The sequence below is a fragment of the Clostridium sp. C105KSO13 genome (genome assembly GCF_001517425.1).
GTDB lineage: Bacteria > Bacillota > Clostridia > Lachnospirales > Lachnospiraceae > Muricomes.
Genome location: NZ_FBWL01000160.1, coordinates 25,703 through 52,040, shown reverse-complemented (window position 1 = coordinate 52,040; position 26,338 = coordinate 25,703). Strand labels below are relative to the sequence as shown.

Here is a 26,338-nt window from a genome sequence, read left to right as displayed (position 1 = left end):
TACTGCATAACTCAAGTAAAAATTTTAGTTGTTTAAAGCGTGAAAACATCTGTATCATAAAACATCCCAAGCTGAATGTCAATACTCCTGCGTTGACAATTTAGCTTGGGCGAGGTAAACTTGTAACAGTTCACATGGCTGAACTGTTGCATAAAATTACGCATGAAAAACAAGAGAATTGAGGAATGGAAATGAAAATTATTAAACAAATCGGCATCATCTTTACGATTTGCTGGCTCAGTGAGGTTATTGCGGACAGGCTTCCGATTGACTTTCCGCCAAGTGTCGTGGGGATGTTTTTTTTGTTCATCTGCCTGCTGACAGGGAATCTCAAAATCGAGCATATCCAGGAAAAAGCAGATTTCCTGCTGGAAAATATGGCTTTTTTCTTTATACCGGCGGGAGTAAGTATAATAAACTACTTTAACGTACTAAAAGGCAGTGTGGTGCAGCTCATTTTCATCTGTATTGTATCTACCGTGATCACTTTTGCCGTAACTGCATATACGGTAAAGTGGACCATGAAACTGGTAGATCGGGGGGGAAAATAATGCTGGCTTTATGTACATCCCCTTATTTCGGTGTGGCTCTGAGTGTAATCGCCTTTGGAATCGGGGTAAAACTTCAGCAGAAAACAAAGTCTGCACTCTGTAATCCCTTGATTATTGCCATTGTACTTGTCACCGCTGTGCTTCTTATTTTTAAAATTCCTTATGAATCCTACAACGAGGGAGGTCAGGTTATCAACATGTTTCTGGCACCTGCAACAGCATGCCTGGCGGTTGCTGTTTATACAAGACTTACTATCCTGAAGAAATATTGGTTTCCTATTATAATGGGGTGTATCGCAGGTTCACTTGCATCTATGGCAAGTGTCTATGGTATGTGCAGGCTGTTTGGACTGGATCAAAAACTAACGATGTCTATGCTGCCCAAATCGGTTACTACCCCCATAGCGGTAAGTGTGGCTCAGGCACATGGGGGAGTTGTGCCTGTAACTGTGGTTGCGGTAATTATCACGGGAATTTTGGGAAGTATTATGGCCCCCCTGCTGATCCGGATTTTCAGAGTGGTTGACCCTGTGGCGGCCGGACTGGCAATCGGTGCATGCAGCCATGCAATCGGAACCTCCAAAGCCGTTGAAATCGGTGAGGTGGAAGGAGCCATGAGTGGACTCGCCATCGGAATCTGCGGAGTGACAACGGTAATATTTACCATGTTCATCTGACAAACCAGGATATGATTTGAGAGGAGGAGAATATTTTGAAAAACAATACCTCATATACAATAAAAAGGGCGCAGCGCTTTCCGATCATTCTAATCGGCGAAGGACTTCTGACAGGAGCTGTAGGCGGCCTGCTTGTGCTTTTATACCGCGTTGCCCTCACCTACGGAGGCAGATGGCTGAGCGCTATATTGGAATATATCAGCGGGCATCCTGCACGAGTTTTTGTATGGTTTCTGGCATTACTTATCATGGCATGTATTGTCGGCAGACTTGTGACATGGGAGCCCATGATTTCTGGAAGCGGCATCCCTCAGGTGGAGGGAGAAGTGACGGGAAAATTTATTCAAAAGTGGGAAAAGGTACTTCCGGCAAAATTTATCGGCGGTTTTCTCTGCATGTTTGCCGGTCTGTCTCTGGGCCGGGAAGGTCCCTCCATCCAGCTGGGAGCAATGACGGGAAAAGGATTATCCCGGCTCCTCGGCAGGGATAAGACAGAAGAGCGGTTTCTAATGACCTGCGGAGCCAGTGCCGGACTTGCGGCTGCGTTTCACGCACCTCTGGCCGGCATGATGTTTGCTCTGGAGGAAATCCACAAAGGCTTTTCTGTATCCATTATGATATCCGTTATGACGGCATCCGTTACATCTGATTATATATGCTCTCACATAATCGGTCTGGATCCGGTCTTCAGATTCAAGCTAAAGGAAGCACTGCCGCAGAACTATTACTGGATGCTTCTTCTGCTTGGTATTATCTGCGGCGTCATGGGTGTCTTTTACAACTGGGCCATGCTCAAAGTACAGGATTTATATAAGAAGCCTAAATTTCTAAATGAGACAGGCAGGATCATCATTGCTTTTATGGCTGCGGGAATTTTAGGTCTTGTTATGCCATCTGTTCTGGGCAGCGGGCATGAATTGATTGTCACACTTACAGACGGGAAAATGATCCTGAGTCTGATTGTACTGACCTTTGTCATAAAATTCCTGTTTTCGACAGTCAGCTTCGGCTCCGGTGCACCGGGGGGCATTTTCTTTCCGCTGCTGATAATGGGAGCCATGATAGGCGGTGCTTTTGCTATGACAGGAGTGGAACTTTTCGGACTAGATCCGGTCTATATAAATAACTTTATTCTGCTTGCCATGGCGGGATACTTTACAGCCATTGTAAGAGCACCTATTACGGGCATTATACTCCTCTTTGAAATGTCCGGCTCGGTGAGTCAGCTTTTGTCCCTGGCTGTGGTGTCCGTCACAGCCTATATCGTGGCAACTTTGCTGAAATCTGAACCCATATACGAAAGCCTTCTGGATCGTATTTTGCAGAATCAGGGAAAACAGCCGGTATCCAATGTGAAAGGTTCCGGGCAGAAGGTACTGGATGCATTTAAAATTATGAACGGTTCCGTACTGGCGGAGAAGAGGGTGCAGGATATTAACTGGCCGGACAACTGCCTTCTGATTGCACTTAAAAGAGATGGAAAAGAGCAGATTCCAAAGGGAAAGACAAAGCTGATGATCGGGGATGTACTGACGGTGATGACAGATGAAACAGATGCCGGATATATGCATGACAAAATGGAAAAGTTATGTTATACTTCCTATTAGGTTATACAACAGAATTTGAAGGAGTTAGAATCTATGAAAAGAATATTGTTAAAGCTGAGTGGAGAGGCACTTGCAGGGGATAAGAAGACAGGCTTTGATGAAGCCACCTGCATCGGTGTGGCCAGGCAGGTCAGACAGCTTGTGGATGAGGGAATCCAGGTTTCTGTAGTGACCGGAGGAGGCAATTTCTGGAGAGGCCGCACCAGCGAGACAATAGACCGGGTAAAGGCAGATCAGATCGGAATGCTTGCTACGGTTATGAACTGCATTTATGTATCTGATATTTTCCGCCATGTCGGCATGAAGACAGAGATATTTACACCCTTTGTATGTGGTGCGTTTACCACATTATTTTCCAAAGATGCGGCAAATGCTGCACTGGAGGAAGGGAAAGTGGTCTTTTTTGCGGGGGGAACGGGACATCCGTACTTTTCAACCGATACCGGAGCCGTGCTGCGCGCAATTGAGATAGAGGCAGACGCCATGCTGCTTGCAAAAGCCATCGATGGGATTTACGACAGTGATCCAAAGGTGAATCCGGAGGCAAAGAAGTATGACGTGATTTCCATTCAGAAGGTCATTGACCAGAAACTGGCGGCAGTGGATCTGACAGCTTCGATTCTCTGTCTCGAGAATAAGCTGCCAATGCTTGTGTTTGGCTTGAATGAAGAGAACAGTATTGTTGAGACTATGAGCGGGACATTTACCGGAACGAAAGTAACTGTATAGGGAGGACATGGACATGGATGAAAAATTAAAAGTGTATGATGAGAAGATGACAAAGACAATCAGCAATCTGAACAGTGAACTGGCTTCAATCAGAGCCGGCCGCGCCAATCCTCATGTGTTGGATAAGCTGACTGTGGAGTATTACGGAACACCTACCCCGCTGCAGCAGGTTGCCAATGTTTCCGTGCCGGAAGCCCGCATGATTCAGATACAGCCCTGGGAGAAGAGCCTTCTCAAGGCAATTGAAAAGGAAATCTTAATGTCCGATATTGGAATTAACCCGACCAATGACGGCAGTACGATCAGACTTATATTCCCGGAATTGACAGAGGAGCGGCGGAAAGAACTTGTAAAAGATGTGAAGAAAAAAGGCGAGGCTGCGAAGATTGCAATACGCAATATCCGCCGGGACGGTAATGAAACATTGAAAAAATTAAAAGGCAGTGAGATATCTGAGGACGGTATCAAAGATTTGGAAGAGGAACTCCAGAGGATTACTGATAAATACATTGCTGAAGTGGATAAAGCTGTGGAAGTGAAATCCAAAGAAGTACTGACTGTCTAGTGCACTGTCTCATTGATATTTCGCAAAATAGCTTGCTTACCAAAAGTCAATGAGACAATACACTAGCGGGCAGGTTATAAGATAAGAGGGGCTCGTGATACACAGCCTCTCTTTTGTTGATGGGGAGGAAATACAGATGAAAGTACCACAGCATGTGGCAATCATATTGGACGGCAACGGCCGCTGGGCCGGGTCCAGGGGGATGCCGAGAAACTACGGTCACGCACAGGGAAGTAAAAACGTGGAAAAAATCTGTGAAGAAGCTTGGCGCATGGGAATAAAGTACCTGACAGTGTATGCATTTTCTACAGAGAACTGGAACCGTCCCAAAAAAGAAGTGGACGCACTGATGAAACTGCTCCGCAATTATATGAAGACGAGTCTGAAAACAGCGGAGAAAAATGATATGAAGGTTCGGGTGATCGGAGATATTGCTGCTCTGGATGAGGATATTAAGGGCAGAATTGCAGAACTTGAAGAAGCAAGTAAACATAACAACGGACTGAACTTTACCATTGCGATTAATTACGGCAGCCGTGATGAGATGATAAGGGCGATGAAAAAACTTGCCCAGGACTGTGCGGAGGGTAAGGTCTGCCCAGAAGATATCAATGAAACCCTATATGAAGAATATCTGGATACTCACGGAATCCCTGACCCCGATCTTTTAATCCGCACAAGCGGGGAACTGCGGCTCTCCAACTATCTGCTCTGGCAGCTGGCATACACGGAATTTTATTTTACAGATGTTTTGTGGCCGGATTTTACAAAAAAGGAATTGGAAAAAGCTATTGAGCAGTATAATAGCAGAGACAGACGCTTTGGAGGAGTAAAGGAGGAACAGCATGTTTAAAACACGGCTCTTTAGTGGAATACTATTGATAATCCTTGCACTGATTACAGTGGTTACCGGCGGCAACATTTTATTTGGCACAATGTTTATTATCAGCCTCATAGGCCTGACGGAATTCTACAAGGTGTTTGATATTAAGACAAAAGCGCCTGGAATCTGCGGATATGCGGCGGCTATGGTTTACTATATTCTGCTTTATTTAAATCCTGTACTGTCAAGAAATCTAGACTGGTTTATTTTCCTGTTCATGATATTCTTAATCTGCACCATGGGAGTGTTTGTGTTCTCCTTTCCAAAATACAGGACAGAACAGATACTTGCGGCATTTTTCGGTATGTTCTATGTGGCGGTCATGCTGTCCTACATCTATCAGATCCGCATACTTCCGCGGGGGATATTTACAGTGTGGCTTGTATTTATATGCTCCTGGGGATGTGACACTTGTGCCTACTGCGTGGGGATGCTCATGGGGAAGCACAAAATGGCACCTAAACTAAGTCCAAAGAAATCTGTTGAAGGGGCCCTTGGAGGTATCGCAGGAGCAGCTTTGCTTGGTGCACTCTATGCAATGGCTATCAATACATGGGCAGGTGCAGGCACACAGGTGTGGAGATTTGCGGTTATCTGCGGAATCGGAGGCGTTGTTTCACAGATTGGAGATCTGGCGGCCTCCGCAATTAAGAGAAATCATAATATAAAAGACTACGGGAAACTGATACCGGGTCACGGCGGGATTCTTGACAGATTTGACAGTGTAATATTTACCGCACCGATGATTTACTATTTGACAATCCTGCTGTAAATGCAGGAGAAAGGTTTTGCATATGAAGAAGATTGCGGTACTGGGTTCCACTGGTTCTATCGGTACCCAGACGTTGGAAGTTGTACGGGAAAACAAAGATATTAAAGTCTGTGCACTGGCAGCAGGAAGCAATATTGCCCTTTTGGAAGAGCAGATACGGGAATTCCATCCGAAACTGGCCGCAGTATGGACCGAAGAGAAGGCCGGTGAGCTGAGAACAAAAGTAAAAGATATAGACGTAAGGGTGGTATCAGGTATGGATGGACTTCTCGAGGTGGCTGTTGAACCGGAGGCAGAGATTCTGGTGACGGCGATTGTGGGGATGATTGGAATACTTCCTACAATCGAGGCTATTCGGGCAAAGAAAGATATTGCTCTGGCCAATAAGGAGACATTGGTGACAGCAGGGCACATTATTATGCCTCTTGCCAGGGAGTATGGGAGTTCAATTCTCCCTGTAGACAGCGAACACAGCGCCATTTTCCAATCCCTTCAGGGGGGGCAGCAAAAATCCCTTCACAAGATTCTGCTAACTGCATCGGGAGGACCCTTCAGAGGAAAGACAAGGGCTGAATTGGAAAATATTCAGGTGGAGGATGCTTTAAAGCACCCCAACTGGAAAATGGGCCGCAAGATCACAATAGATTCTTCCACAATGGTCAACAAGGGGCTGGAAGTCATTGAGGCAAAGTGGCTCTTTGGTGTAACTGCAGATCAGGTGGAGGTGGTTGTCCAGCCTCAGAGCATCATTCACTCCATGGTGGAATATGAGGACGGTGCGATTATCGCAGAACTGGGAACGCCGGACATGAAGCTGCCCATACAGTATGCTCTGTATTACCCTGAAAGACGGTATTTGCCTGGAAAAAGGCTGGACTTTGGAGCATTATCCCAGATTACTTTTGAAAAACCGGATATGGAGACATTTTATGGGCTGAAGCTGGCCTTTGAGGCAGGAAGAAAGGGAGGCTCTCTTCCAACAGTCTTAAATGCAGCTAATGAAAAGGCGGTTGCCCTGTTTTTGGACAGGAAAATCCCTTACCTGCAGATTCCTGCAATCATACAGGCATGTATGGAAGAACATAAGAATCTTGAGAACCCTTCTGTAGAAGAGATACTAAAAACAGAACAGGCAACATATGAATTTATTAAAAACAGGTGGTAATATATGGGCATATTTTTAGCAATTATCTTGTTCAGTGTGATTATTATATTCCATGAGCTGGGACATTTCACTCTGGCAAAATTAAATGGCATCCGTGTGGATGAGTTTTCATTGGGACTTGGTCCTACACTCATAGGAAAAGAAATCGGAGGAACAATGTTTTCCCTGAAGCTTCTGCCTTTTGGCGGAGCATGTATGATGGGGGAGGACGACCAGGACGACAAATCCGAGGGGAGCTTTAACTCCAAGTCTGTCTGGGCGAGAATATCGGTTATTGCAGCAGGCCCGATATTTAATTTTATCATGGCATTTGTACTCTCTGTAATTATGGTTGCCTGGATCGGATATGATGCTCCGGTGGTTGACGGGGTAGACAAGGGCTACTCGGCTGCAGAGCAGGGAATGCAAAAAGGCGATGTGATCACGGAGCTAAACGGAAAGAATATTCATCTCTGGCGTGAGGTAAGCCTGTACAACCTAATGCATACAGATGCAGACTCTGTGGAAGTTACTTATGAGAGAGACGGGCAGGAGCATGAGGCAACTCTGGAACAAAGGCAGCTGGAAGGCGATTCATTTAAAAGAATTGGAATTAGAAGCAGTGGTGTCAATACCAGGCCAGGCGTAATAAAGTCCCTCCAATATGGCGGGTATACAGTAAAATACTGGATAGATTATACATTTGATTCATTAAGACTTCTTGTGACGGGGCAAGTGGGAATTAAGCAGATGTCTGGACCCGTAGGGATTGTGGATGTTATGGATGATATGTACAAAGAATCCGCCCCGGCAGGCTGGTCCGTTGTCATACTGAATCTAATGAATATTTCCATTTTGCTTTCGGCCAACCTGGGAGTTATGAATCTACTTCCTATACCGGCACTGGACGGGGGCAGGCTGGTGTTTCTAATCATAGAAGCTATACGCGGAAAAAGAGTATCACCGGAGAAAGAGGGTATGGTACATTTTGCAGGTTTCGCACTGTTGATGGTATTGATGGCGGTAATTATGTTTAATGACATCCGCCGATTGTTCTAAAAGTTGGGGCACACAGAGTAAAGTTTTCTGCACTTTTTTTAGAATCCCGCATATATATAATAGAGATGATTCTATTTGTGAGGAAAGCAATGAATGCTTTAAAAGCGATGCAGGAAAATGCTGTTGACAAGGGAAAGCTGCAGGTAAATGTAACATCGGAAAGCACATCTTTTCCCATTTCAGATGCAACAGTAGCCATATCTTACACAGGCGATCCGGACAGCACACTGGAACAGGTTTCAACAGATTCTTCCGGACAGACGGAAACACTGGAGCTTAACACACCTCCTGTGGAGTACAGCCTTGACCCTACAGTGGAGGAGCAGCCTTATTCGGAATATACATTGAATATCACGGCTCCTGGCTTCGAACCTATAAGTATATCAGGTGCACAGATTCTGGCGAATGTGACGGCACTTCAGAACATAAGTATGCGTCCGGAAAATGAAAACCCAGAAATTTTTGTGATACCGGGGCACACCTTGTATGAGGAATACCCACCGAAGATCCCGGAGGACGAGATAAAGCCCGTAAATGAAACTGGTGAAATTGTGTTGAGCAGAGTTGTGGTGCCGGAATTTATCGTTGTGCATGACGGTGTACCTTCGGATACTACCGCACAGAACTACTATGTGAGATATAGAGATTACATTAAAAATGTAGCTTCCAGTGAAGTCTATGCCACCTGGCCGGAAAATAGTATACGGGCAAATGTCCTGGCGATTATGTCCTTTACATTGAATCGTGTTTACACTGAGTGGTATCGCAACAAAGGATACAACTTTACAATTACATCCTCCACGGCATTCGACCACAAGTGGATGTCCGGAAGAAATTATTTCAATACGATTTCGCTGATTGTGGATGAGGTATTCGCAAACTATTTGTCCAGGCCAAATGTCAGGCAGCCTATCCTGACACAATACTGTGACGGGCGCCGTGTAACCTGCCCCGGCTGGCTTACACAGTGGGGTTCCATGTCTCTCGGTGAGGAGGGATATTCAGCGATTGAGATACTGCGTCATTTTTACGGAGATGATATGTATATCAACTTAGCGCCGGAAGTATCGGGGGTTCCGTCCTCCTGGCCGGGATATTTGCTGGAAAATGGAGCCAGCGGAGACAAAGTAAGACAGATACAGGAGCAGCTTAATACTATAGCTGGGGCGTATCCCGCGATCCCCAGAGTAACTGCGGATGGGGTATACGGACCGGCAACGGCAGATGCTGTAAGAGTATTTCAGTCTATTTTTGGATTGCCCCAGTCAGGGACGGTAGACTACAGTACATGGTATAAAATATCCGAGATATATGTTGCTGTATCCAGAATAGCAGAGTTGGCTTAAAAACTGATAGCAGTCAGAGGGATGTTGGTATATTGTTGACGAGGCTGCCACATGAACACTGATGTGGCGGCCTCCCTGTGCGTTTACTCAGCCAGGGAGTAAATTTTAAGGTAATTCTCCCTTTCTTCTTTATTCATTTGAACAAATTCCGTAAATGCGACATCTACAAGATACATTGCCTGACCGCAGCAAAATGCGTTTGACTGGTTATTGGTAAAGCGGTACCTTTTACATTTTATGCAATAAAATACATGCATCATTTGCATCACCCTCCCTGCCTAGTGCACTATCTCATTGATATTTTGCTGAATGTCAAAAAACAACGCATTAATATCATAACACATAATTGTGCATAACGGGAAAGAAAAGGACGAAAAATGGCGAATAGAAGAAAAAGACGAAAAAGAAAAGAAATGCTGACATTCCTTGGAGCTTTACTTATAATCTGCATTTTATCAGGTATGGGAACAGCAGCGTTAAAACAGTTTCCCGGAATATTTATATCCGCAAAAGAGGTTGTTGAGACTGTGAAGCTGCAGGCGGGACATGAAGAGAGCGTACCCTTTGAAGAAATCAAAGTACCCGATGATGTCATGACAGGCGGGTATTATTATCAGCAGCTGACCAATGAGGAGCAGAAGCTTTATACTGAAATTTATCAGGGAATATTGGAATCTTCAGACTCCATATATGTGCATTCGTCGAATGTGGAGACTCTCAAGAAAGTCAGCAGTTTCATTTTTTGCGACAGACCGGAGCTGTTTTGGTGCGGCGGTGAAATGCAAATGACAAGCTATGCGGACTATTCGGAAATCCAGCCGGTGTACCTGTATACGGGGGAGGAAAAGAAACAGAGACAATCGCGGATAGATAAAGCAGTAAACGACTGCCTATCCGGAATCACCGGTGAAATGACAGAGTATGATAAGGTAAGATATATTTTTGAGTATCTTGTGGATACGGTAGGCTACAATCTGGAAGCCCCGGACAATCAGAATATTTACAGCGCCCTTGTGGGAAAATCTTCTGTGTGTGCCGGCTATTCCCGTGCAGCCCAGTACCTTCTGCAAAAGCTGGGTATAGAATGCATTTACGTGACCGGAACGATTCCGGAACAGGGAGCACATGCATGGAATATCGTGAAATGCGGCGGGCAGTATTATCAGATGGATGTTACCTTTGGAGATCCTGTGTTTCTTGAGGCCGAGAGCGGGGAAAATATACCTGATAAAAGCACCAATTACGATTACCTCTGCTGCAGTGACGCGGAGATTTTGAAAAATCATACCATGGACACAGAAGTCAGCTATCCGGCCTGCAGTTCTATGGATCTAAATTACTATAAATTAAACGGTATGTATTACGAAGAATTTCATCCGGAACAGCTTCTCGAGGATATGAACCAGACTATCTATAAAAAGGAGAGCTCCTTCACATGCAAATTTGCCAGTGACACACTGTATCAGCAGGCCCACGACGGTATCCTTAACGGTCTGGTGCAGAATGCAGCCCAGAATCTGCTGGAGCACTATGAGTTGGAGACAGTGCAGTATACTTATGTGGAAGATGACGTGATGGATAAGATTACCATTTTCTGGAATTACCAGTAGAAAAAGAAAGAACATTAAAATAAAGTCAAAATCACGCATAAAAGTGGCCCTCCTTTCTCAGATTTCCCCTTTCGGAGAGTTCTATGTAATCAGAGGGTTCAGTCCCTCTGAAGAAGGACCAGCCGCCTACCGCTTTCAAGCAGTGTCAAATATATATTTTTCAAAAACTGCGTAATTTACTATGCAAATCAGAGTTTTAGAGTATAATTATCCTATAGAAGTTAACTCGAAACACTTACAAGTTTGGAGGTGGAGAAATGTCTGATGACAAGAAGAGAAGTACGCATGCAGTCCTTATGAGATGGATATATGGTTTGCTCACTTTATTTGGGGTTTTTCTAGCTGCAGCTGCATGGTCCGGAATTCCACAAATGCCGGGGCAAAGAGTGATTCCTACGTTTGTAATAGCAGGCATGATTACGATACTTTTATTGGTTATGGTACTGTGTATTTCGGCCAGAATTATAAATCCGGATAAAAAGAAACAGAGGACTGGCAGATCGGTATAGTATTTAAGTTTAACAGGCGGTAAAAAGCAAGGCTCCTTTTTTATAGGAATTTTAGCAGGATTGATCCTATTGAAAAGGGGCATTGTGCTGCCAGGAATGGGGAAAAATGAAGGCAGAACAAAAGGCACGGCGTTTCAGGATTGTCGTTGGGTTTTTAATTTTTTTAAGTGTTTTTTTCGAAAAATATGAAATATTTGACGGGTATTATTCTACATGGGATATAATTTTTAACCTCCGAGAAGGAGGCTCTATGTTCAAAAGTGGAGAAGAGAGCATAAGTCTGTATTTATTAATTCCCGCTTTTGCCATTAGTACTCTTTATTTGATCCGCTCTCTCTGGCTTATCAAGAAGAAAAATCAACGGGTCTTTACATTTCTGCCAATGGCAGGATTGCTGGGATATGTTTTGCCTATGTATATCTCACTTCAACCCTGGTTGCTGATAAATGTCCTATTGACTGTTGTTGATTATATGGGTGGACGCTGGCTGGAGGAGCGGGATGTAATCAATGCAGCCTATGAGGAGCAGAAAACACGGGAGCGGGAAGAGAAGGAAGAGAAAAGAAGGGTGCGCTACTTCCCAGGAAGGTATCCGGCAGAGTTTTTTAGAATCGTTCGAAAGAATGATACTTACGGAAAGTATGGTAAGAGAATCCTGCAGGCAGGCGGAGTTCTTTCATCAGCCTGCATCTATATCATGCTGACAATGTACAGCCTGTTTACAGGCGTTCACGAAAAAGAAGACATTCTGTTCGGAAATGGGCTTGTGAAGATTTTTCTGCACGCAGGGATTTTGATGTTTGTTCTTCTGATTCTGATGCTGACGATGATTGTTTCCTGCTATATCCGGGAGCAGAAAAAGTCCATTCGTCTGTTTACGATTCTTGGGATGCGCAGCAGCACAGTTTATCTGATGTCTGCTATTGTATTTGGGATAAATGCTTTATTGTCGGGTGCAGCCGGATTGGTACTTGGAGGCAGCATATCTTATCTTATCAAGGAAATCTGGCAGACCAGTCTTTTTCATAATGGAGTGAAAACTGTGCTTGGCTCTGTAGTCAGCGGCAAAGCAATTGGTCTTGGCATAGCGGGATATCTGACTGCCCTGATTCTGGCACTGGGCTTAAATCAGGAGAATATATTGAGTCTTGCCCGTTCTACGGACATGAATGCAGAAGTACAAAGAGAAAAGCGCAGCAGGAAGTATGCCCCGCTGCTCATTGGCATCGGTATTGCATTTGCTGCTATGGGAATATTGTGGTACTCTTTAAGAAGTTGGGCAGAAAGTATGTATATCCATATTTTCAGTGTGCTGGGGATTTTATTTCTTTTGGCCGGAGGTATAATACTTTATTTGAACAGGTTAGAAAGAGACAGGAACCGATACAATAAGAAATTGATTTCCAGCCGTCCCTTTTACTACAGGTATAAGAAGAGTTTTTTGAATTTGTTTTATCTATCCGTAATCCAATTTTTTATATTGGCTGTATTTGCTGTGCAGCTCACAGGAGCTTTTGTGAAACAGAATACAGCAGATCTATATCCCTACGATATTGTCTGTACCGCTTATGATGCGGACACGGAAACCCTTGCGGATATAGCGGGGAAGCATAATGCGAAAGAAGAAGTGTATCCTATGTTTCGTATGACTTCCGTGTACGGGAGCGACAAATTGAAATCCTGGGGACCAGCACGGCCAATCCAATGGCCTCAGGGGCAGCATATAGCTATTTCTGAATCAACCTACCGGGATCTGAAGGAGGCTGTGGGAGAGGTTCCGAAAGATCTGAATTTGTCCGGTCCAGAGATACATGTAGTATATCAGCAGGATCTGTCTGTGAAAGCCCATACCATTGACTGGGATACGGCCAGGCTTGAAAAGAGATTGAGAATTGGACAACCCCTTACATTTTATAATACAGATGATATAGACAATGTTTTCCCAATCTGGAAGGTGAAAAGTGAGGAACGGGATATATTGACCGGTGCATTTCATCAGGGGATGGAGGATAGTCTGATTGTCTTTAATGACGCTTATTTTGAACAGGAGTATCATAAAATTACTTCCTATAATGGCAAGCAGTGGAGTGAGCGGGAGAATGCTTCCTGGGATGAATGGAAAACCTATACAGCAAGTCATACTTCCAATATGACGGAGGGTCCGACCAATTTAATTTGCTTTTCTGTGCCGGAAAAGGAATATGCCGGCCTGCTTAAAAGTATGCAGTACCTGGAAAAGAAATATGCGTATGACAGAGAGTGGGATGAATCCATTCATCAATTCTACGGGAAACAGCAGATGATGGTGGATACCGGAACGGAAATATTTTTCAGGAAGCTGGTATACCTGTTTACGGTACTCTTACTGACTGTTATGGGATTGTTCCAATATTATGTGAAGCTGGAGTCTGAAATAAAGGAAATAAGCTGGCAGAACACTTTCCTGAAAAAGCTTGGCATGAGGGAAAAAGAAATAAAGCGTGCACTGGCAGGGCAGATGAAACCGTTTGTGGCGTTCCCTCTACTGATTGGAACCTGCGGGGGAGCAGTGTTTGCAGCACTCACAGTGAAGGCAAGACTTTATAGTGCCGCAGAGGTGAGTATGTTTATACACACAGGCATGATTGTGTATTTTATTTATCTGGGAATATGGATATTCTGGTACTTTCAGATGAAAAAATGGATATGGAGGCAGGCGGAATGAGAGAAACAGAGGTGCTGGAGGTAAATGAGCTAATAAGAAATTATGAGAAGCAATCTTCGAATGGAGAGAGGGACGATATCAAGGTATTGAAAGGCATCAGCTTCCAGGTGGAGAATGGGGATTTCCTCGGGATTATGGGAAAATCCGGGTGTGGCAAGACAACCTTACTGAAGGTGCTTGGTTTAATTGACAGGCAGACAGACGGCACTTTGAAGTTTATGGGAAAAGATACAGAGGGCCTTCATTCAGATGAGCTTGCCGATATTAGAAGAAAGCAGATAGGGTTTGTGTTTCAGGACTTCTATCTGATGGATAGTCTGTCCGTAAAGGAAAACATTATGCTCCCCTTGATATTGGATAAGGAAAAATCAGAGACAATGGCTGAAAGAACCAAACGAATGGCAGAGCAGTTCCAGATTGATACATTACTCGAAAAGGATCCCTATGAGCTGTCAGGCGGAGAAAAACAAAGAGTGGCAATCTGCCGTGCACTCATCAACAATCCGGATTTGATACTGGCAGATGAACCTACGGGAAATCTGGACACAAAGTCAGGAAAGATAGTGATAGATGCACTGCTGAGAATCAATCAGGAATATGAGAAGACAGTTGTTATGGTGACCCATGATCCCAAGATGGCGTCACGCTGTGAGAAGATTATATTACTGAAAGACGGAGTCATACTGGAAACATTAAAAAAGAACGAAACAGATGAGTCCTTTTATCAGCGGATATTGGAGAAGATGGAAGTATTATAAGAAAAGGGTACGTTATAATATCTAAAGGAATGAGACCGTTTTAGCTTATGGGTATGAGAAGGAAAGAATTAACCGCATCATGAATGCTGCTGGAAAACGCATATTTCCAGGGGTTTTATAACGAGATGGTTGTATTCATAGGATTCCTGTTCGAGTCTGTGCTGAAAACGAACGATTGTCTCGAAGTGGCGGTAACAACCGGATGCCTGCGTATTTTCAACTTTCGATATATTATAAAAACTTGTTGAATTCTGTGCTCATTTGTAGTATAATCTTGACAATTTAGGCAAGTACTGTGTAAGCAGCATAAAAGGAAGGAATGAGTGCATATATGAAAGCGTTTTTGATACTGGAAGATGGAACAGTGTTTGAAGGGAAGCATATGGGTTCAGATAAAGATATGATAAGTGAAATTGTATTTAATACCTCTATGACCGGCTATCTGGAGGTGTTAACTGATCCTTCTTACGCGGGGCAGGCTGTGGTTATGACTTATCCGCTGATTGGAAATTACGGGATCACACCGGATATGGAATCAAAGAAGGTCTGGCCGGATGGTTACATAGTGCGGGAATTGTCCCGTTTGCCCAGCAATTTCCGCTGTGAGAAGACCCTTCAAGATTTCTTGATAGAGCAGGGTATCCCGGGAATTTCGGATATAGATACCCGGGCGCTCACTCAGGTTTTGCGGGAAAAGGGTACAATGAACGGGATGATTACCACCAATGAGAACTATAATCTGGAAGAAATCCTTCCAAAACTGAAAGCTTATCAAATGGGGGATGTGGTTTCAAAGGCAACCAGCAGTGAGAAATATGTACTGTCGGGGAGCGGGAAGAAAGTTGCGCTTTTGGATTTAGGTGCCAAAAATAATATTGCCAAGTCTTTAAATAAACGGGGCTGTGAGGTGATCGTTTACCCCGCTCATACAACTGCAGAAGAAATCATTTCAGCTCATCCTGACGGTATCATGCTTTCCAACGGTCCGGGAGATCCGGCAGGCTGCATTTCTATTATCGAAGAAATCAAGAAGCTATATCAAACGAATATTCCTATTTTTGCAATTTGTCTGGGACATCAGCTGATGGCCCTTGCTTTAGGTGCGTCCACCTATAAGCTAAAGTACGGACACAGAGGCGGCAACCATCCGGTTAAGGACTTGAAGACAGGCAGGGTATACATATCTTCCCAGAACCACGGTTATGTGGTGGATGATAAGAGCATGAATCCCAATATTGCTGCCCCGGCATTTGTGAATGTAAATGACAAGACGAATGAAGGCCTTGAGTATAAAGGAAAAAATATATTTACCGTTCAGTTTCACCCGGAAGCATGTCCGGGTCCACAGGATTCGGGTTATTTGTTTGACAGATTTATGGATATGATGGAGGGAGCAGAATAATGCCAAAAGATAACAGTATTAAAAAAGTTCTAGTCCTTGGATCCGGTCCGATTGTCATCGGTCAGGCAGCAGAATTTGATTACGCAGGAACCCAGGCCTGCCGCTCCCTGAAGGAAGAAGGGGTTGAGGTAGTTCTGCTCAATTCAAACCCGGCCACAATTATGACGGATAAGGATATTGCAGATAAAGTATATATTGAGCCTCTTACCGTGGAGGTAGTGGAACAGCTGATAAAAAAGGAAAAACCGGACAGTGTGCTGCCAACGCTTGGAGGACAGGCCGGTTTAAATCTGGCAATGGAACTGGATGAGAAAGGATTTTTTAAGAACAATGATGTCCGTCTCATAGGAACTACATCAGATACAATTAAGAAGGCGGAGGATCGTCTGGAATTTAAGGCCACTATGGAAAAAATCGGGGAACCTGTAGCCCCCTCTCTTGTTGTGGAAAATGTAGAGGACGGGCTTGCATTTGCGGCTGAAATAGGATATCCTGTTGTACTTCGTCCGGCCTATACTCTTGGCGGAAGCGGCGGCGGCATTGCAGCGACTCCGAACCAGCTCATAGAAATTCTGGAAAACGGGCTGCGGCTTTCTCGGGTGGGGCAGGTCCTGGTGGAGCGCTGTATTGCCGGCTGGAAGGAAATTGAATACGAGGTGATGCGTGACGGCAGAGGCAACTGTATTACTGTCTGCAATATGGAAAATATTGATCCTGTGGGTGTTCATACCGGGGACAGTATTGTAGTGGCTCCGTCCCAGACTCTGGGAGATAAGGAGTACCAGATGCTGCGTACTTCTGCATTAAATATCATCCGTGAACTGAAAATCACCGGGGGCTGTAATGTACAATATGCTCTAAATCCGGAGAGTTTTGAGTACTGTGTGATTGAAGTGAATCCCCGTGTCAGCCGTTCTTCTGCACTGGCCTCCAAAGCTACCGGGTATCCGATAGCGAAGGTGGCGGCAAAGATTGCTCTTGGCTATACACTGGATGAGATTAAAAATGCCATTACAGGCAAGACCTATGCAAGTTTTGAGCCTATGCTGGATTACTGTGTGGTAAAGATTCCAAGGCTTCCTTTTGACAAGTTTATCAGTGCAAAAAGAACGTTGACAACTCAGATGAAAGCGACCGGTGAGGTGATGAGCATCTGTGACAATTTTGAAGGAGCACTGATGAAGGCAATCCGCTCCCTGGAGCAGCATGTGGACAGTCTCATGTCCTATGATTTCACAGGACTATCGGAAGAAGAACTGCTGGAAGAGCTGGAGATTGTGGATGATATACGCATCTGGCGGATTGCAGAGGCGGTCCGGAGATGCATAAGCTATCATACGATACATGATATTACAAAGATAGATAACTGGTTCATTGACAAGCTTGCCATTATTGTGGAGATGGAGCAGGCCCTGAAGATAAAAGAGCTTACTCCAGCACTACTGCTAGATGCAAAGAAAATAGAATTCCCGGACGATGTAATCGCAAAGCTCACAGGAAAGACAGAAAGAGAAATCCATGATATGCGCCAGGAGAACAACATTGTGGCAGCCTACAAAATGGTGGACACTTGTGCTGCAGAGTTCGCAGCCGCAACACCTTATTACTACTCTGTATACGGCAGAGAGAACGAAGTAAAAGAAACAGACGGGCGCAAGAAGGTACTGGTGCTCGGTTCCGGTCCCATCCGCATCGGGCAGGGAATTGAGTTTGATTTCTGCTCCGTACACTGTACCTGGGCATTTTCTAAAGAAGGCTATGACACAATCATTATAAATAATAACCCGGAGACTGTAAGCACAGATTTTGATATCGCTGATAAGCTCTATTTTGAACCTCTGACACCGGAGGATGTGGAGAGTATCGTAGACTTGGAAAAGCCTGACGGAGCTGTGGTACAGTTTGGCGGACAGACTGCTATTAAACTGACGGAAAGCCTGATGAAGATGGGCGTGCCTATTCTGGGGACATCTGCGGAGAACGTAGATAAGGCTGAAGACCGAGAATTATTTGATAAAATTTTGGGAGAATGTGAGATACCACGTCCCACAGGAGGAACTGTATTTACTGCGGATGAAGCAAAAGAGGTGGCAAACAGGCTGGGATATCCGGTGCTGGTTCGTCCCTCCTATGTCTTGGGCGGACAGGGGATGCAGATTGCTATCAGTGCTCTCGATATTGATGAATTTATCGGCATTATCAACAGGATAGCCCAGGACCATCCGATTTTGGTAGACAAATATCTGGAGGGGAAAGAAATTGAGGTCGATGCCGTGTGTGACGGTGAAGATATCCTGATTCCGGGAATTATGGAACATATGGAGCGTGCGGGAATCCATTCCGGCGATAGTATTTCTGTTTACCCTGCTCAAAGTCTGACAAAGAAGGCGAAGGAAAAGATTGCCGAATATACAAGGCGGCTGGCAAAATCTCTCCATGTCATAGGGCTGATCAATATTCAGTTCATTGTCTGCGGGGAAGACGATGTATATGTGATTGAAGTAAACCCGCGCTCCAGCCGCACTGTGCCCTATATCAGCAAAGTGACAGGAATTCCTATTGTGCCTCTGGCAACAAAGGTTATCATCGGAAGTAAAATCAGAGAACTGGGTTATACGCCGGGACTTCAGAAGGAAGGAGAGTATGTTGCAGTTAAAATGCCCGTGTTTTCCTTTGAAAAAATCCGGGGTGCGGACATCAGTTTAGGGCCGGAAATGAAATCAACGGGAGAATGCTTAGGGGTTGCAAAAACCTTTGATGAAGCCCTGTACAAAGCTTTTCTGGGAGCCGGAATCCGTCTGCCGAAATATAAAAATATGATTATGACTGTGCGTGACGAGGACAAGCCGGAGGCGGTGGAATTGGGGCGCAGGTTTGAAAAAATAGGCTACCGCGTTTTTGCCACAAGGAATACGGCCAAGGCCTTACAGGCAGGCGGAATGAAGGCAATCCCGGTCCGCAAGATAGAACAGGAGTCCCCCAACCTTCTGGACTTGATTTTGGGGCATGAAATAGACCTGGTAATTGATACACCCGCCCAGGGAGCGGAGCACTCGAAGGACGGATTTGTTATCAGGAGAAATGCCATTGAGACGGGGGTGAATGTATTGACGGCCATAGATACGGCCCGGGCACTGATCACCAGTCTGGAAAATACAGATATACACAAGCTGACGCTGGTGGATATTGCAGATATTACCATACCCCCAGGAGGTGCTGCATAAGGAGGCTTACAAATGCTATGCCGACCCAGCAGCAAAAGCCTGTAAATATGGGCCTTGCGCCTGTCTTTACTAGCTTTACAATGTTTGTATTGAGCCCGATTGCCGCCATTGCCATTATAATCAGGAATTTGCTTAAATCTTTCAGCGGAGCAGTTGTCTCAGACGGGAGACGAAATACTGTGGTGACAATGGAGGCAAGCACAAAGAAAAGAACAAAATACGGAAATGTTTTTTTGAGGCTGAAGGTGGATCCTTCAGTCTCTTTTTCTTTTCTTCCTTTGTAGGCGGCCAGTATCAACGTAATGGGAATAATAGCCAGAGTACGTGTCATTTTTACTGTTGCGGCGGCTTCCAGTGTGTTGCTGCCGTGTATGCCGTCCCAGGCTGCCGCAGCAGCTGTTACGGATGAAGTATCATTGACGGCTGTACCTGCGAAAAGACCGAACCCTTCATTGCTCAGGTGGAGAAGTCCGCCCAGTGCGGGAAAAATCAGCGCGGCGATTACATTGAACAGAAAGATGACCGATATGGATTGAGCAACCTCTTCATCTGTCGCTTTAATTACAGGAGCTGTAGCGGCGATTGCGGATCCGCCGCAGATAGAAGAACCGATCCCCACCAATACTGCACTGTTGGGATGAAGCTTCAGTGCCTTATATAAAATAAAGGAAATAATCAGGGAGGTGCTGATTGTTGCAATAATAATGGGAAGGGATTGCCGGCCCTTTGCAAGAATTTCTGCCAGGTTCATGCCAAATCCAAGAAATACAACGGCTGTTTGCAGAATCTTTTTGGAGGTGAAGGTAATGCCCGGCTGCAGGGAATCCTTTTTGTGGATGATCAGGGTCAGAATCATCCCGATCAATATGGCGAACACAGGCCCGCCCACTACCGGAACCGCCTGACCTAGAAACCAGGAAGGCAGTGCGATGATAAGGCAAAATAAAATACCAGGGCCCTTTTGTTTTATAAAGTTCATACTTGAAATCCTCACTTTCTGTTATAGTTACCAAAAGTATGATATCATATTTTGAGTATAATCTAAAATTATATATATTTATTTTAAGATAAAAATATGTTATAGTTATTACTGGGGTTTTCAATAAAGGAAACTTGTCTTGAAGAAAGCGTTTTAGGGAATTGTAGTGTGAGGAGTAAAGTTATGCTGGATTTTCGCATGAAAACATTTTTAAAAGTCTGCGATTGTATGAATTTTACAAGAGCGGCGGAAGAACTGAATATTACACAGCCGGCGGTGTCCCAGCATGTGCGGTATCTGGAAAAATATTATAAGGTCCGACTGTTTGCCTATGAAGGAAAGAAATTGAGACTGACAGAGCAAGGGGAGATGCTGCGCAGTGCGGCACTGACTATGCTGCATGATGAACTGTCCTTGAAAAGCAGGCTGGCACATCTGCCCGGGGGAAAGAGAGAGATTCGGTTTGGAGCCACAATGACAGTGGGAGAAGTAGTGATGCCGAAAGTACTTCAAGATTATCTTTTGGCCTTTCCGGAAGTGCAGCTCCACATGGAGGTGGCAAATACACAGGAGCTTTTGAAAAGGTTGGATACAGGGAAAATAGATTTTGCTGTAGTCGAAGGTTTTTTTAAGAAGACAGAATATGATTTTCTTCACTATTCCACAGAAAAGTTTGTGGCAGTATGCGGTTTCTCTTACTACTTTCAAAGGAAGATAGAGCGTCTGGAGGATTTATTTGGTGAGCGCCTGCTTTTACGAGAACCGGGCTCCGGAACAAGGGAAGTACTGGAACGCTTTTTGGATTCCCAGAATTATGGGCTGAAGGACTTTGAAAAAACAGCAGAAATTGGAAATCTCCACACAATTAAAGAACTGGTAAAGGCAGGGTTAGGAATCACATTTTTGTATGAAACTGCAGTTAAAAAGGAATTAAAAGAGGGCGCGCTAAAGCTGATAAATCTGAAGAACTGCCAGATTTATCATGACTTTACCTTTATCTGGCCCCGAGGAAGTATTTACGCAGAATTTTACAGAAATCTGTTCTGCCAATTTACAGGCATCAATCCTTCAGAACGGCTGTGATATTGTGAAAGGAAAAAAGGTTCATGAAGAAAAAGTATTTGGGAATTATTTATATTGTAATATCGGCATTTTGTTTTGCCATGATGAATATGTTTGTGCGTTTGTCGGGGGATTTGCCCTTCGTGCAGAAAAGTTTTTTCAGAAATTTGGTAGCGGTCGTATTTGCACTGATTATTTTGAAAAAAGAAAGGACTTGGTTTTCTGGTAAAAAAGAAAACATTCAATATCTGCTGCTTCGCTCGATAGCCGGTACGTTAGGAATTTTCTGCAATTACTATGCGATTGACAGGCTGGTTTTAGCGGATGCTTCTATGCTGAATAAGATGTCACCGTTTTTTGCAATTGTCTTTAGTTATTTTCTATTGAAAGAAAAAATAAAGCCTGCTCAGGCGGCAATTGTAGTGACAGCTTTCCTTGGAAGTCTTTTAATCATCAAACCAACTACAGCGATTTTTCAGTCTCCTGCGGCACTGATTGGACTGCTGGGAGGCCTGGGGGCAGGCGTCGCCTACACGTTTGTAAGGGTACTGGGGGAAAATGGAGAAAGCGGTCCCTTTGTTGTCTTCGTTTTCTCTTCTGTCTCCTGCCTTGTATCTCTGGGATTGATGGCTTTTAACTATCACCCGATGAGTGGAATGCAGCTTGTATATCTACTTTTGGCGGGCCTGAGCGCAGCCGGAGGACAGTTTTCTATTACTGCAGCATATTTCCATGCTCCGGCCAGAGAAATCTCTGTGTACGACTACTCACAGATTATTTTTTCAGCCCTCTTAGGCTTTATGATCTTCGGACAGATTCCAGACGTTCTGAGCTGGGCAGGATATCTGGTAATTTGTTCGATGGCGGTTATTATGTTTATATATAATCACCGGAATCACGGTGAAAAGGTTCCAAATGAATGAATGGGAGATGCTTAGAAGATAATTTATTAAAGAAAAGGGCAGGTGAGCGGTTCACCTGCCTTTTCTTTAATCGTATTTTTCCATCCATTCGTTGACAAGCCTGCAGTACTTATCATTTTCTTCTACAAAGCACATATGTCTGCATCCGTCAAACAGTTCCCATCTGGAATTCGGAATAGCATCGTACATTGTCTTTGCAACAAGCGGTGTGCACAGATCATTTGTTCCGCTGATAATCAGGGCTGGTTCTTTGATACCGCCGATTTTATCCCGGTAATCCCATCCACCCAGGCTTCCGGTTGGATTGTATTCATTTGGACCCCATCCTGCTACATAAGCTTCTGCACCCGATTTTTTCGGACGGCGCAGGCATTCGGGAGAATCCTCTGTCACTTCACCTGCACAGTGAAGAAGCATAAATCTGTCATTTGCAGCCAGGTAATCCGGGTCGTCAAAGTTGCCGGATTTTTCTGCCTTTGCAATGGCCTCCTGGTCTTCCCCGGACATTAGTTTAATTAAGCGGTGCTGCTCGTGAGCCCAGAGCTCTGCGGCAGGCAGGGTACTGGAAAGGATTACAGATTGAACACCCTCCGGTTTGTAATCACAGAGATATTCAATTGCCAGCATGCCTCCCCAGGACTGTCCCAGCAGATGAACCTGATCCAGTTTCAGATGTTTTCTCAGTTCAATCAGCTCGTTGTCCCATGTATCGGAGCACCAGAGTTCCGGATGTCCCTCCACATAAGAGTTGCCGCAGCCAAGCTGGTCGTAAAAGATAATTGCGCGGCCTTCATCAGCAAGCCTGTCCAGTACTTCAAAATAGTTGTGGGTGGAACCGGGACCTCCATGAAGTAAAACCAGCGGCTTTTTATTACCTTTGCATTCCCCAACAATGCGGTAATAGGTCTTGTATCCACGATATGGCATATAACCTTCAATGACATTCATACTATGTACCTCCTTGCCTTTTACGGCTTTTTATTGTTCTTCAAGTATAACAGGTTTTCTGAATTCTTTCAATTCAGGTTAAGATAAAGTGTTAAGAAAATATCAACATAATTTCCAGACTATGTTAAAATATTATTTAAATTGACAGACTTAAATTCTTAAGTATAATGAAAGTATAACATCAGTTAAAAAGATGCTGAAGTCTAAGAACAATTGCGACGTACAAACGTTTTTGCTTTGAGATAAGGGCTTTACTGAAATGTAGTGCGTTGACTGAGAAAGGAGAGGTTATTATGCAGGATTTAGGACTTCAAGAAAAATATCAGTTATTTATTGGGGGAAAATGGAAGGATGCTTCTGATGGAAAGACTTTTAAAACCACCTGTCCGGCTGATGGCAGAGTGTTGGCAGAGTGCGCAGAGGCAACAAAGGAGGACGTGGACGAAGCGGTCCAGGCGGCCTGGAAGGCATTTGAATCGTGGAAACATGTATCGGTCAATGAGAGGGCTGCTATTCTAAATAAGGTTGCAGATATCATTGATGAGAACAAAGTAAGGCTGGCAATGATTGAGTCTGTGGACAATGGGAAACCTGTCCGGGAGACTCTGGGTGTTGATATTCCTATGGCAGCGCAGCATTTCCGCTATTTTGCAGGGTGTATTATGGCAGAGGAAGGCAGTGCCAAGATGTTGGATGAGCATACTATGAGTATTATTTTGAGAGAACCACTGGGAGTTGTAGGGCAGATAGTTCCGTGGAACTTCCCATTCTTGATGGGCGCATGGAAATTGGCACCTGTTCTGGCAAGCGGTTGTTGTACTGTATTTAAGAGTTCCAGTTCCACACCTCTTAGTATCCTCGAATTGGCAAAACTGGTGGAGGACGTAATCCCTGCTGGTGTATTCAATGTTATTACAGGGGCAGGTTCTAAATCAGGAGAATATATGCTGCAGCATAAAGGCTTTCGGAAACTGGCATTTACAGGTTCAACAGAAGTAGGCAGAAATGTTGCTCTTGCAGCGGCAGAAAAGCTGATTCCTTCTACCTTGGAGCTGGGCGGTAAATCAGCCAATATCTTCTTTGAAGACTGCGACTGGGAGATGGCTATGGACGGACTGCAGATGGGCATTCTTTTTAATCAGGGTCAAGTATGCTGTGCGGGTTCCAGGGTATTTGTTCAGGAGAGCATTTATGATAAGTTTGTAGAGGAGGCTGCAAAACGTTTTAATCAGGTGAAAGTAGGCGTTCCGTGGGAGCAGGATGTTCAGATGGGGAGCCAGGTCAATGAAAGACAGCTGGATAAAATTCTGGGTTATGTAGAAGTCGGCAGAAAAGAAGGAGCCAAGGTACTCTGCGGCGGTGAAAGAATCGGAGAGGACGGTCTGGATAAGGGAGCATTCATGCAGCCTACGCTTCTCGGTGATGTTAAAAACGACATGAGAGTGGCACAGGAGGAGATCTTCGGACCTGTGGCATGTGTCATCAAATTTAAGGACGAAAAAGATGTCATTGCAATGGCAAACGACAGCGAGTATGGACTGGGCGGAGCTGTATGGACCAGAGATATCAACCGTGCCATACGCGTTGCCAGAGCAGTCGAGACAGGACGTATGTGGGTGAATACATATAACTCCATTCCCGAGGGAGCACCTTTCGGCGGCTACAAAGCTTCCGGTATCGGGCGAGAGACCCACAAGGTCATATTGGATCACTACACCCAGATGAAGAGTATTCTGATTAACCTCAGCGAAGAACCATCTGGACTGTATTAAAAGGGGACTGACCCTTTTGAGCACCATTTTCAGAATATTCTTAAAGTTCTTTTTCTAAAGGCAAAGGTGCCGGGACTTTATCAATCCTAGCATCTTTGCTTTTCTCTTTCTGCATGAATTGTTGACAAAAAGAATCTATATGTGCTACCATAAGGATGTTAGGAAACGCTAACCACAAGACTGAGGCAGGAAATCAAAATAAGCAGCAGAAATATATAGAAAGGAAGTTTTAAAGTGATTGAGATAAAGGTGCAGGTAGATGGCATGCAGTGCGGCATGTGCGAAACACATATCAATGATGCGGTGAGGAAAGCTTTTTCGGTAAAGAAGGTCACTTCTTCTCACAGTAAAAATCAGACGGTGATTCTGTCGGAGAAGGATATTGATGATGCAGACTTAAGGAAAGTAATCGGTGATACCGGATATGATGTAGCGGCTGTTTCTAAGGCAACTTATAAGAAAAAGGGGCTCTTTTCTTCCTTCCGAAAATAACTTTTCAAAATAGCAGGAAAGGTATACGGTTAAAATCTTGACTTTATCCCCTAAAAGGGATAAACTGAATAAAGAATTGAATAAGCAACAAGGGGGCTGGTGCAAGCCGGCTGAGATTAAGACTATATGCGTCTTTGACCTTATAACCTGATCTGGATAATGCCAGCGTAGGAAAGTGCAATACATAAATTTACGAATGCGAGTCTCATCAGGTTATCTGATGGGGCTTTTCTTTATGCTAAAAAAGGTCAGGCCAGATTTTATTCATTCGGAACAGTTACCAAAAAATATCATTATTCAGGAGGAGACAAAATGAATGCAAGTGTAGCAATCCAGGTTCTGCCAGGTGTGGCAGGTGATGAAGAGGTAATCCGTATTGTAGATGAGGTAATTGCTTATATCAAAAGCACAGGTTTAAATTACTATGTGGGTCCATGTGAGACGGCCATAGAGGGAGATTATGATGAACTGATGGAAATTGTAAAAGAATGCCAGCACATCGCAGTCCGTGCAGGGGCACCGTCGGTGTCGGCGTATATTAAAGTGTCATATAAGCCGGAAGGGGAGGTACTGACCATAGACAAAAAGATCACGAAACATCACCAGTAGACGGGATAAGGAA

The 26,338-nt window shown here is 44.5% G+C and carries 24 protein-coding genes and 1 riboswitch; of the genes, 21 read left to right on the top strand and 3 right to left on the bottom strand.

What is annotated here, in order from left to right; translation table 11 throughout:
- The first annotated feature begins 185 nt into the window (after positions 1-185).
- The 10 genes from BN3456_RS06750 (at position 186) to BN3456_RS06705 (ending at position 9,333) form a co-directional block, all read left to right on the top strand.
- Positions 186-551: a CidA/LrgA family protein gene (locus tag BN3456_RS06750; RefSeq protein ID WP_347457931.1), complete on the top strand. Its 366-nt coding sequence runs from the start codon at positions 186-188 to the stop codon at positions 549-551.
- Positions 551-1,228 (top strand): LrgB family protein, encoded by a 678-nt coding sequence (locus BN3456_RS06745; protein WP_089983377.1) that lies wholly within the window; start codon positions 551-553, stop codon positions 1,226-1,228. The genes BN3456_RS06750 and BN3456_RS06745 overlap by 1 nt, the downstream gene beginning before the upstream one ends.
- Before the next feature lie 35 nt (positions 1,229-1,263).
- The gene (locus BN3456_RS06740; protein WP_089983376.1) at positions 1,264-2,835 is read left to right on the top strand and encodes a ClC family H(+)/Cl(-) exchange transporter; all 1,572 of its coding nucleotides are present in this window, start codon (positions 1,264-1,266) and stop codon (positions 2,833-2,835) included.
- Positions 2,836-2,868: 33 nt separating this feature from the next.
- Positions 2,869-3,564: a UMP kinase gene (pyrH, locus tag BN3456_RS06735; RefSeq protein WP_089983375.1), complete on the top strand. Its 696-nt coding sequence runs from the start codon at positions 2,869-2,871 to the stop codon at positions 3,562-3,564.
- A gap of 13 nt (positions 3,565-3,577) precedes the next feature.
- Entirely contained in the window at positions 3,578-4,129 is a 552-nt protein-coding gene (gene frr, locus BN3456_RS06730) for a ribosome recycling factor (RefSeq protein WP_089983374.1), read from the top strand.
- Positions 4,130-4,265: 136 nt separating this feature from the next.
- The gene (locus BN3456_RS06725; RefSeq protein WP_089983373.1) at positions 4,266-4,982 is read left to right on the top strand and encodes an isoprenyl transferase; all 717 of its coding nucleotides are present in this window, start codon (positions 4,266-4,268) and stop codon (positions 4,980-4,982) included.
- Positions 4,975-5,784 carry a phosphatidate cytidylyltransferase gene (locus tag BN3456_RS06720; protein WP_089983372.1) on the top strand — a complete coding sequence of 270 codons (810 nt, stop codon included), beginning with the start codon at positions 4,975-4,977 and terminating at the stop codon, positions 5,782-5,784. The genes BN3456_RS06725 and BN3456_RS06720 overlap by 8 nt, the downstream gene beginning before the upstream one ends.
- A 22-nt stretch (positions 5,785-5,806) precedes the next feature.
- A complete protein-coding gene (gene dxr, locus BN3456_RS06715) occupies positions 5,807-6,949 on the top strand; it encodes a 1-deoxy-D-xylulose-5-phosphate reductoisomerase (protein ID WP_089983371.1) in 1,143 nt (380 codons plus the stop codon).
- A 3-nt stretch (positions 6,950-6,952) separates the two neighbouring features.
- Positions 6,953-7,987 carry an RIP metalloprotease RseP gene (gene rseP / locus BN3456_RS06710; protein WP_089983370.1) on the top strand — a complete coding sequence of 345 codons (1,035 nt, stop codon included), beginning with the start codon at positions 6,953-6,955 and terminating at the stop codon, positions 7,985-7,987.
- A gap of 89 nt (positions 7,988-8,076) precedes the next feature.
- Positions 8,077-9,333 (top strand): peptidoglycan-binding protein, encoded by a 1,257-nt coding sequence (locus BN3456_RS06705; protein ID WP_089983369.1) that lies wholly within the window; start codon positions 8,077-8,079, stop codon positions 9,331-9,333.
- Positions 9,334-9,416: 83 nt separating this feature from the next.
- On the opposite strand, the gene BN3456_RS15870 is transcribed toward BN3456_RS06705, so the two are convergent.
- The gene (locus BN3456_RS15870; RefSeq protein ID WP_176699127.1) at positions 9,417-9,593 is read right to left on the bottom strand and encodes a hypothetical protein; all 177 of its coding nucleotides are present in this window, start codon (positions 9,591-9,593) and stop codon (positions 9,417-9,419) included.
- Between the two features lie 117 nt (positions 9,594-9,710).
- On the opposite strand from BN3456_RS15870, the gene BN3456_RS06700 reads away from it, so the two are divergent.
- From BN3456_RS06700 to carB, 6 genes are all read left to right on the top strand, one after another.
- Positions 9,711-10,943 carry a transglutaminase domain-containing protein gene (locus BN3456_RS06700; RefSeq protein WP_089983368.1) on the top strand — a complete coding sequence of 411 codons (1,233 nt, stop codon included), beginning with the start codon at positions 9,711-9,713 and terminating at the stop codon, positions 10,941-10,943.
- Positions 10,944-11,200: 257 nt separating this feature from the next.
- Positions 11,201-11,452, top strand: coding sequence for a hypothetical protein (locus tag BN3456_RS06695; protein ID WP_089983367.1), 252 nt, complete (start codon positions 11,201-11,203; stop codon positions 11,450-11,452).
- Positions 11,453-11,702: 250 nt separating this feature from the next.
- The gene (locus tag BN3456_RS06690; RefSeq protein ID WP_141654504.1) at positions 11,703-14,156 is read left to right on the top strand and encodes a hypothetical protein; all 2,454 of its coding nucleotides are present in this window, start codon (positions 11,703-11,705) and stop codon (positions 14,154-14,156) included.
- The gene (locus tag BN3456_RS06685; protein ID WP_089983365.1) at positions 14,153-14,914 is read left to right on the top strand and encodes an ABC transporter ATP-binding protein; all 762 of its coding nucleotides are present in this window, start codon (positions 14,153-14,155) and stop codon (positions 14,912-14,914) included. The genes BN3456_RS06690 and BN3456_RS06685 overlap by 4 nt, the downstream gene beginning before the upstream one ends.
- A gap of 331 nt (positions 14,915-15,245) precedes the next feature.
- Positions 15,246-16,316: a carbamoyl phosphate synthase small subunit gene (locus BN3456_RS06680; RefSeq protein WP_089983422.1), complete on the top strand. Its 1,071-nt coding sequence runs from the start codon at positions 15,246-15,248 to the stop codon at positions 16,314-16,316.
- Positions 16,316-19,540 carry a carbamoyl-phosphate synthase large subunit gene (carB, locus tag BN3456_RS06675; RefSeq protein WP_089983364.1) on the top strand — a complete coding sequence of 1,075 codons (3,225 nt, stop codon included), beginning with the start codon at positions 16,316-16,318 and terminating at the stop codon, positions 19,538-19,540. Before BN3456_RS06680 ends, carB begins: the two co-directional genes overlap by 1 nt.
- Here the strand turns inward: carB and BN3456_RS06670 are convergent.
- The gene (locus BN3456_RS06670) at positions 19,512-20,519 is read right to left on the bottom strand and encodes a YeiH family protein (protein WP_089983363.1); all 1,008 of its coding nucleotides are present in this window, start codon (positions 20,517-20,519) and stop codon (positions 19,512-19,514) included. The two genes, carB and BN3456_RS06670, sit on opposite strands and share 29 nt — an antisense overlap.
- Positions 20,520-20,702: 183 nt before the next feature.
- Here BN3456_RS06670 and BN3456_RS06665 point away from each other — a divergent pair, with 183 nt between their 5' ends.
- The gene (locus tag BN3456_RS06665) at positions 20,703-21,602 is read left to right on the top strand and encodes a LysR family transcriptional regulator (RefSeq protein WP_089983362.1); all 900 of its coding nucleotides are present in this window, start codon (positions 20,703-20,705) and stop codon (positions 21,600-21,602) included.
- A gap of 23 nt (positions 21,603-21,625) precedes the next feature.
- A complete protein-coding gene (locus BN3456_RS06660; protein WP_089983361.1) occupies positions 21,626-22,504 on the top strand; it encodes a DMT family transporter in 879 nt (292 codons plus the stop codon).
- A gap of 66 nt (positions 22,505-22,570) precedes the next feature.
- Here BN3456_RS06660 and pepI read toward each other — a convergent pair whose 3' ends face one another.
- Positions 22,571-23,452: a proline iminopeptidase gene (pepI, locus tag BN3456_RS06655; RefSeq protein WP_089983360.1), complete on the bottom strand. Its 882-nt coding sequence runs from the start codon at positions 23,450-23,452 to the stop codon at positions 22,571-22,573.
- Positions 23,453-23,745: 293 nt separating this feature from the next.
- Here pepI and BN3456_RS06650 point away from each other — a divergent pair, with 293 nt between their 5' ends.
- The 3 genes from BN3456_RS06650 to BN3456_RS06640 all read left to right on the top strand — a co-directional run bounded on the left by BN3456_RS06650 (position 23,746) and on the right by BN3456_RS06640 (position 26,325).
- Positions 23,746-25,224, top strand: a complete 1,479-nt coding sequence (locus tag BN3456_RS06650) for an aldehyde dehydrogenase family protein (RefSeq protein WP_089983359.1) — start codon at positions 23,746-23,748, stop codon at positions 25,222-25,224.
- 234 nt (positions 25,225-25,458) lie between these two features.
- Positions 25,459-25,716, top strand: coding sequence for a heavy-metal-associated domain-containing protein (locus BN3456_RS06645; RefSeq protein ID WP_089983358.1), 258 nt, complete (start codon positions 25,459-25,461; stop codon positions 25,714-25,716).
- A 79-nt stretch (positions 25,717-25,795) separates the two neighbouring features.
- Positions 25,796-25,907, top strand: a riboswitch (TPP riboswitch).
- A 121-nt stretch (positions 25,908-26,028) separates the two neighbouring features.
- Positions 26,029-26,325 carry a thiamine-binding protein gene (locus tag BN3456_RS06640; protein WP_089983421.1) on the top strand — a complete coding sequence of 99 codons (297 nt, stop codon included), beginning with the start codon at positions 26,029-26,031 and terminating at the stop codon, positions 26,323-26,325.
- Positions 26,326-26,338 lie beyond the last annotated feature (13 nt).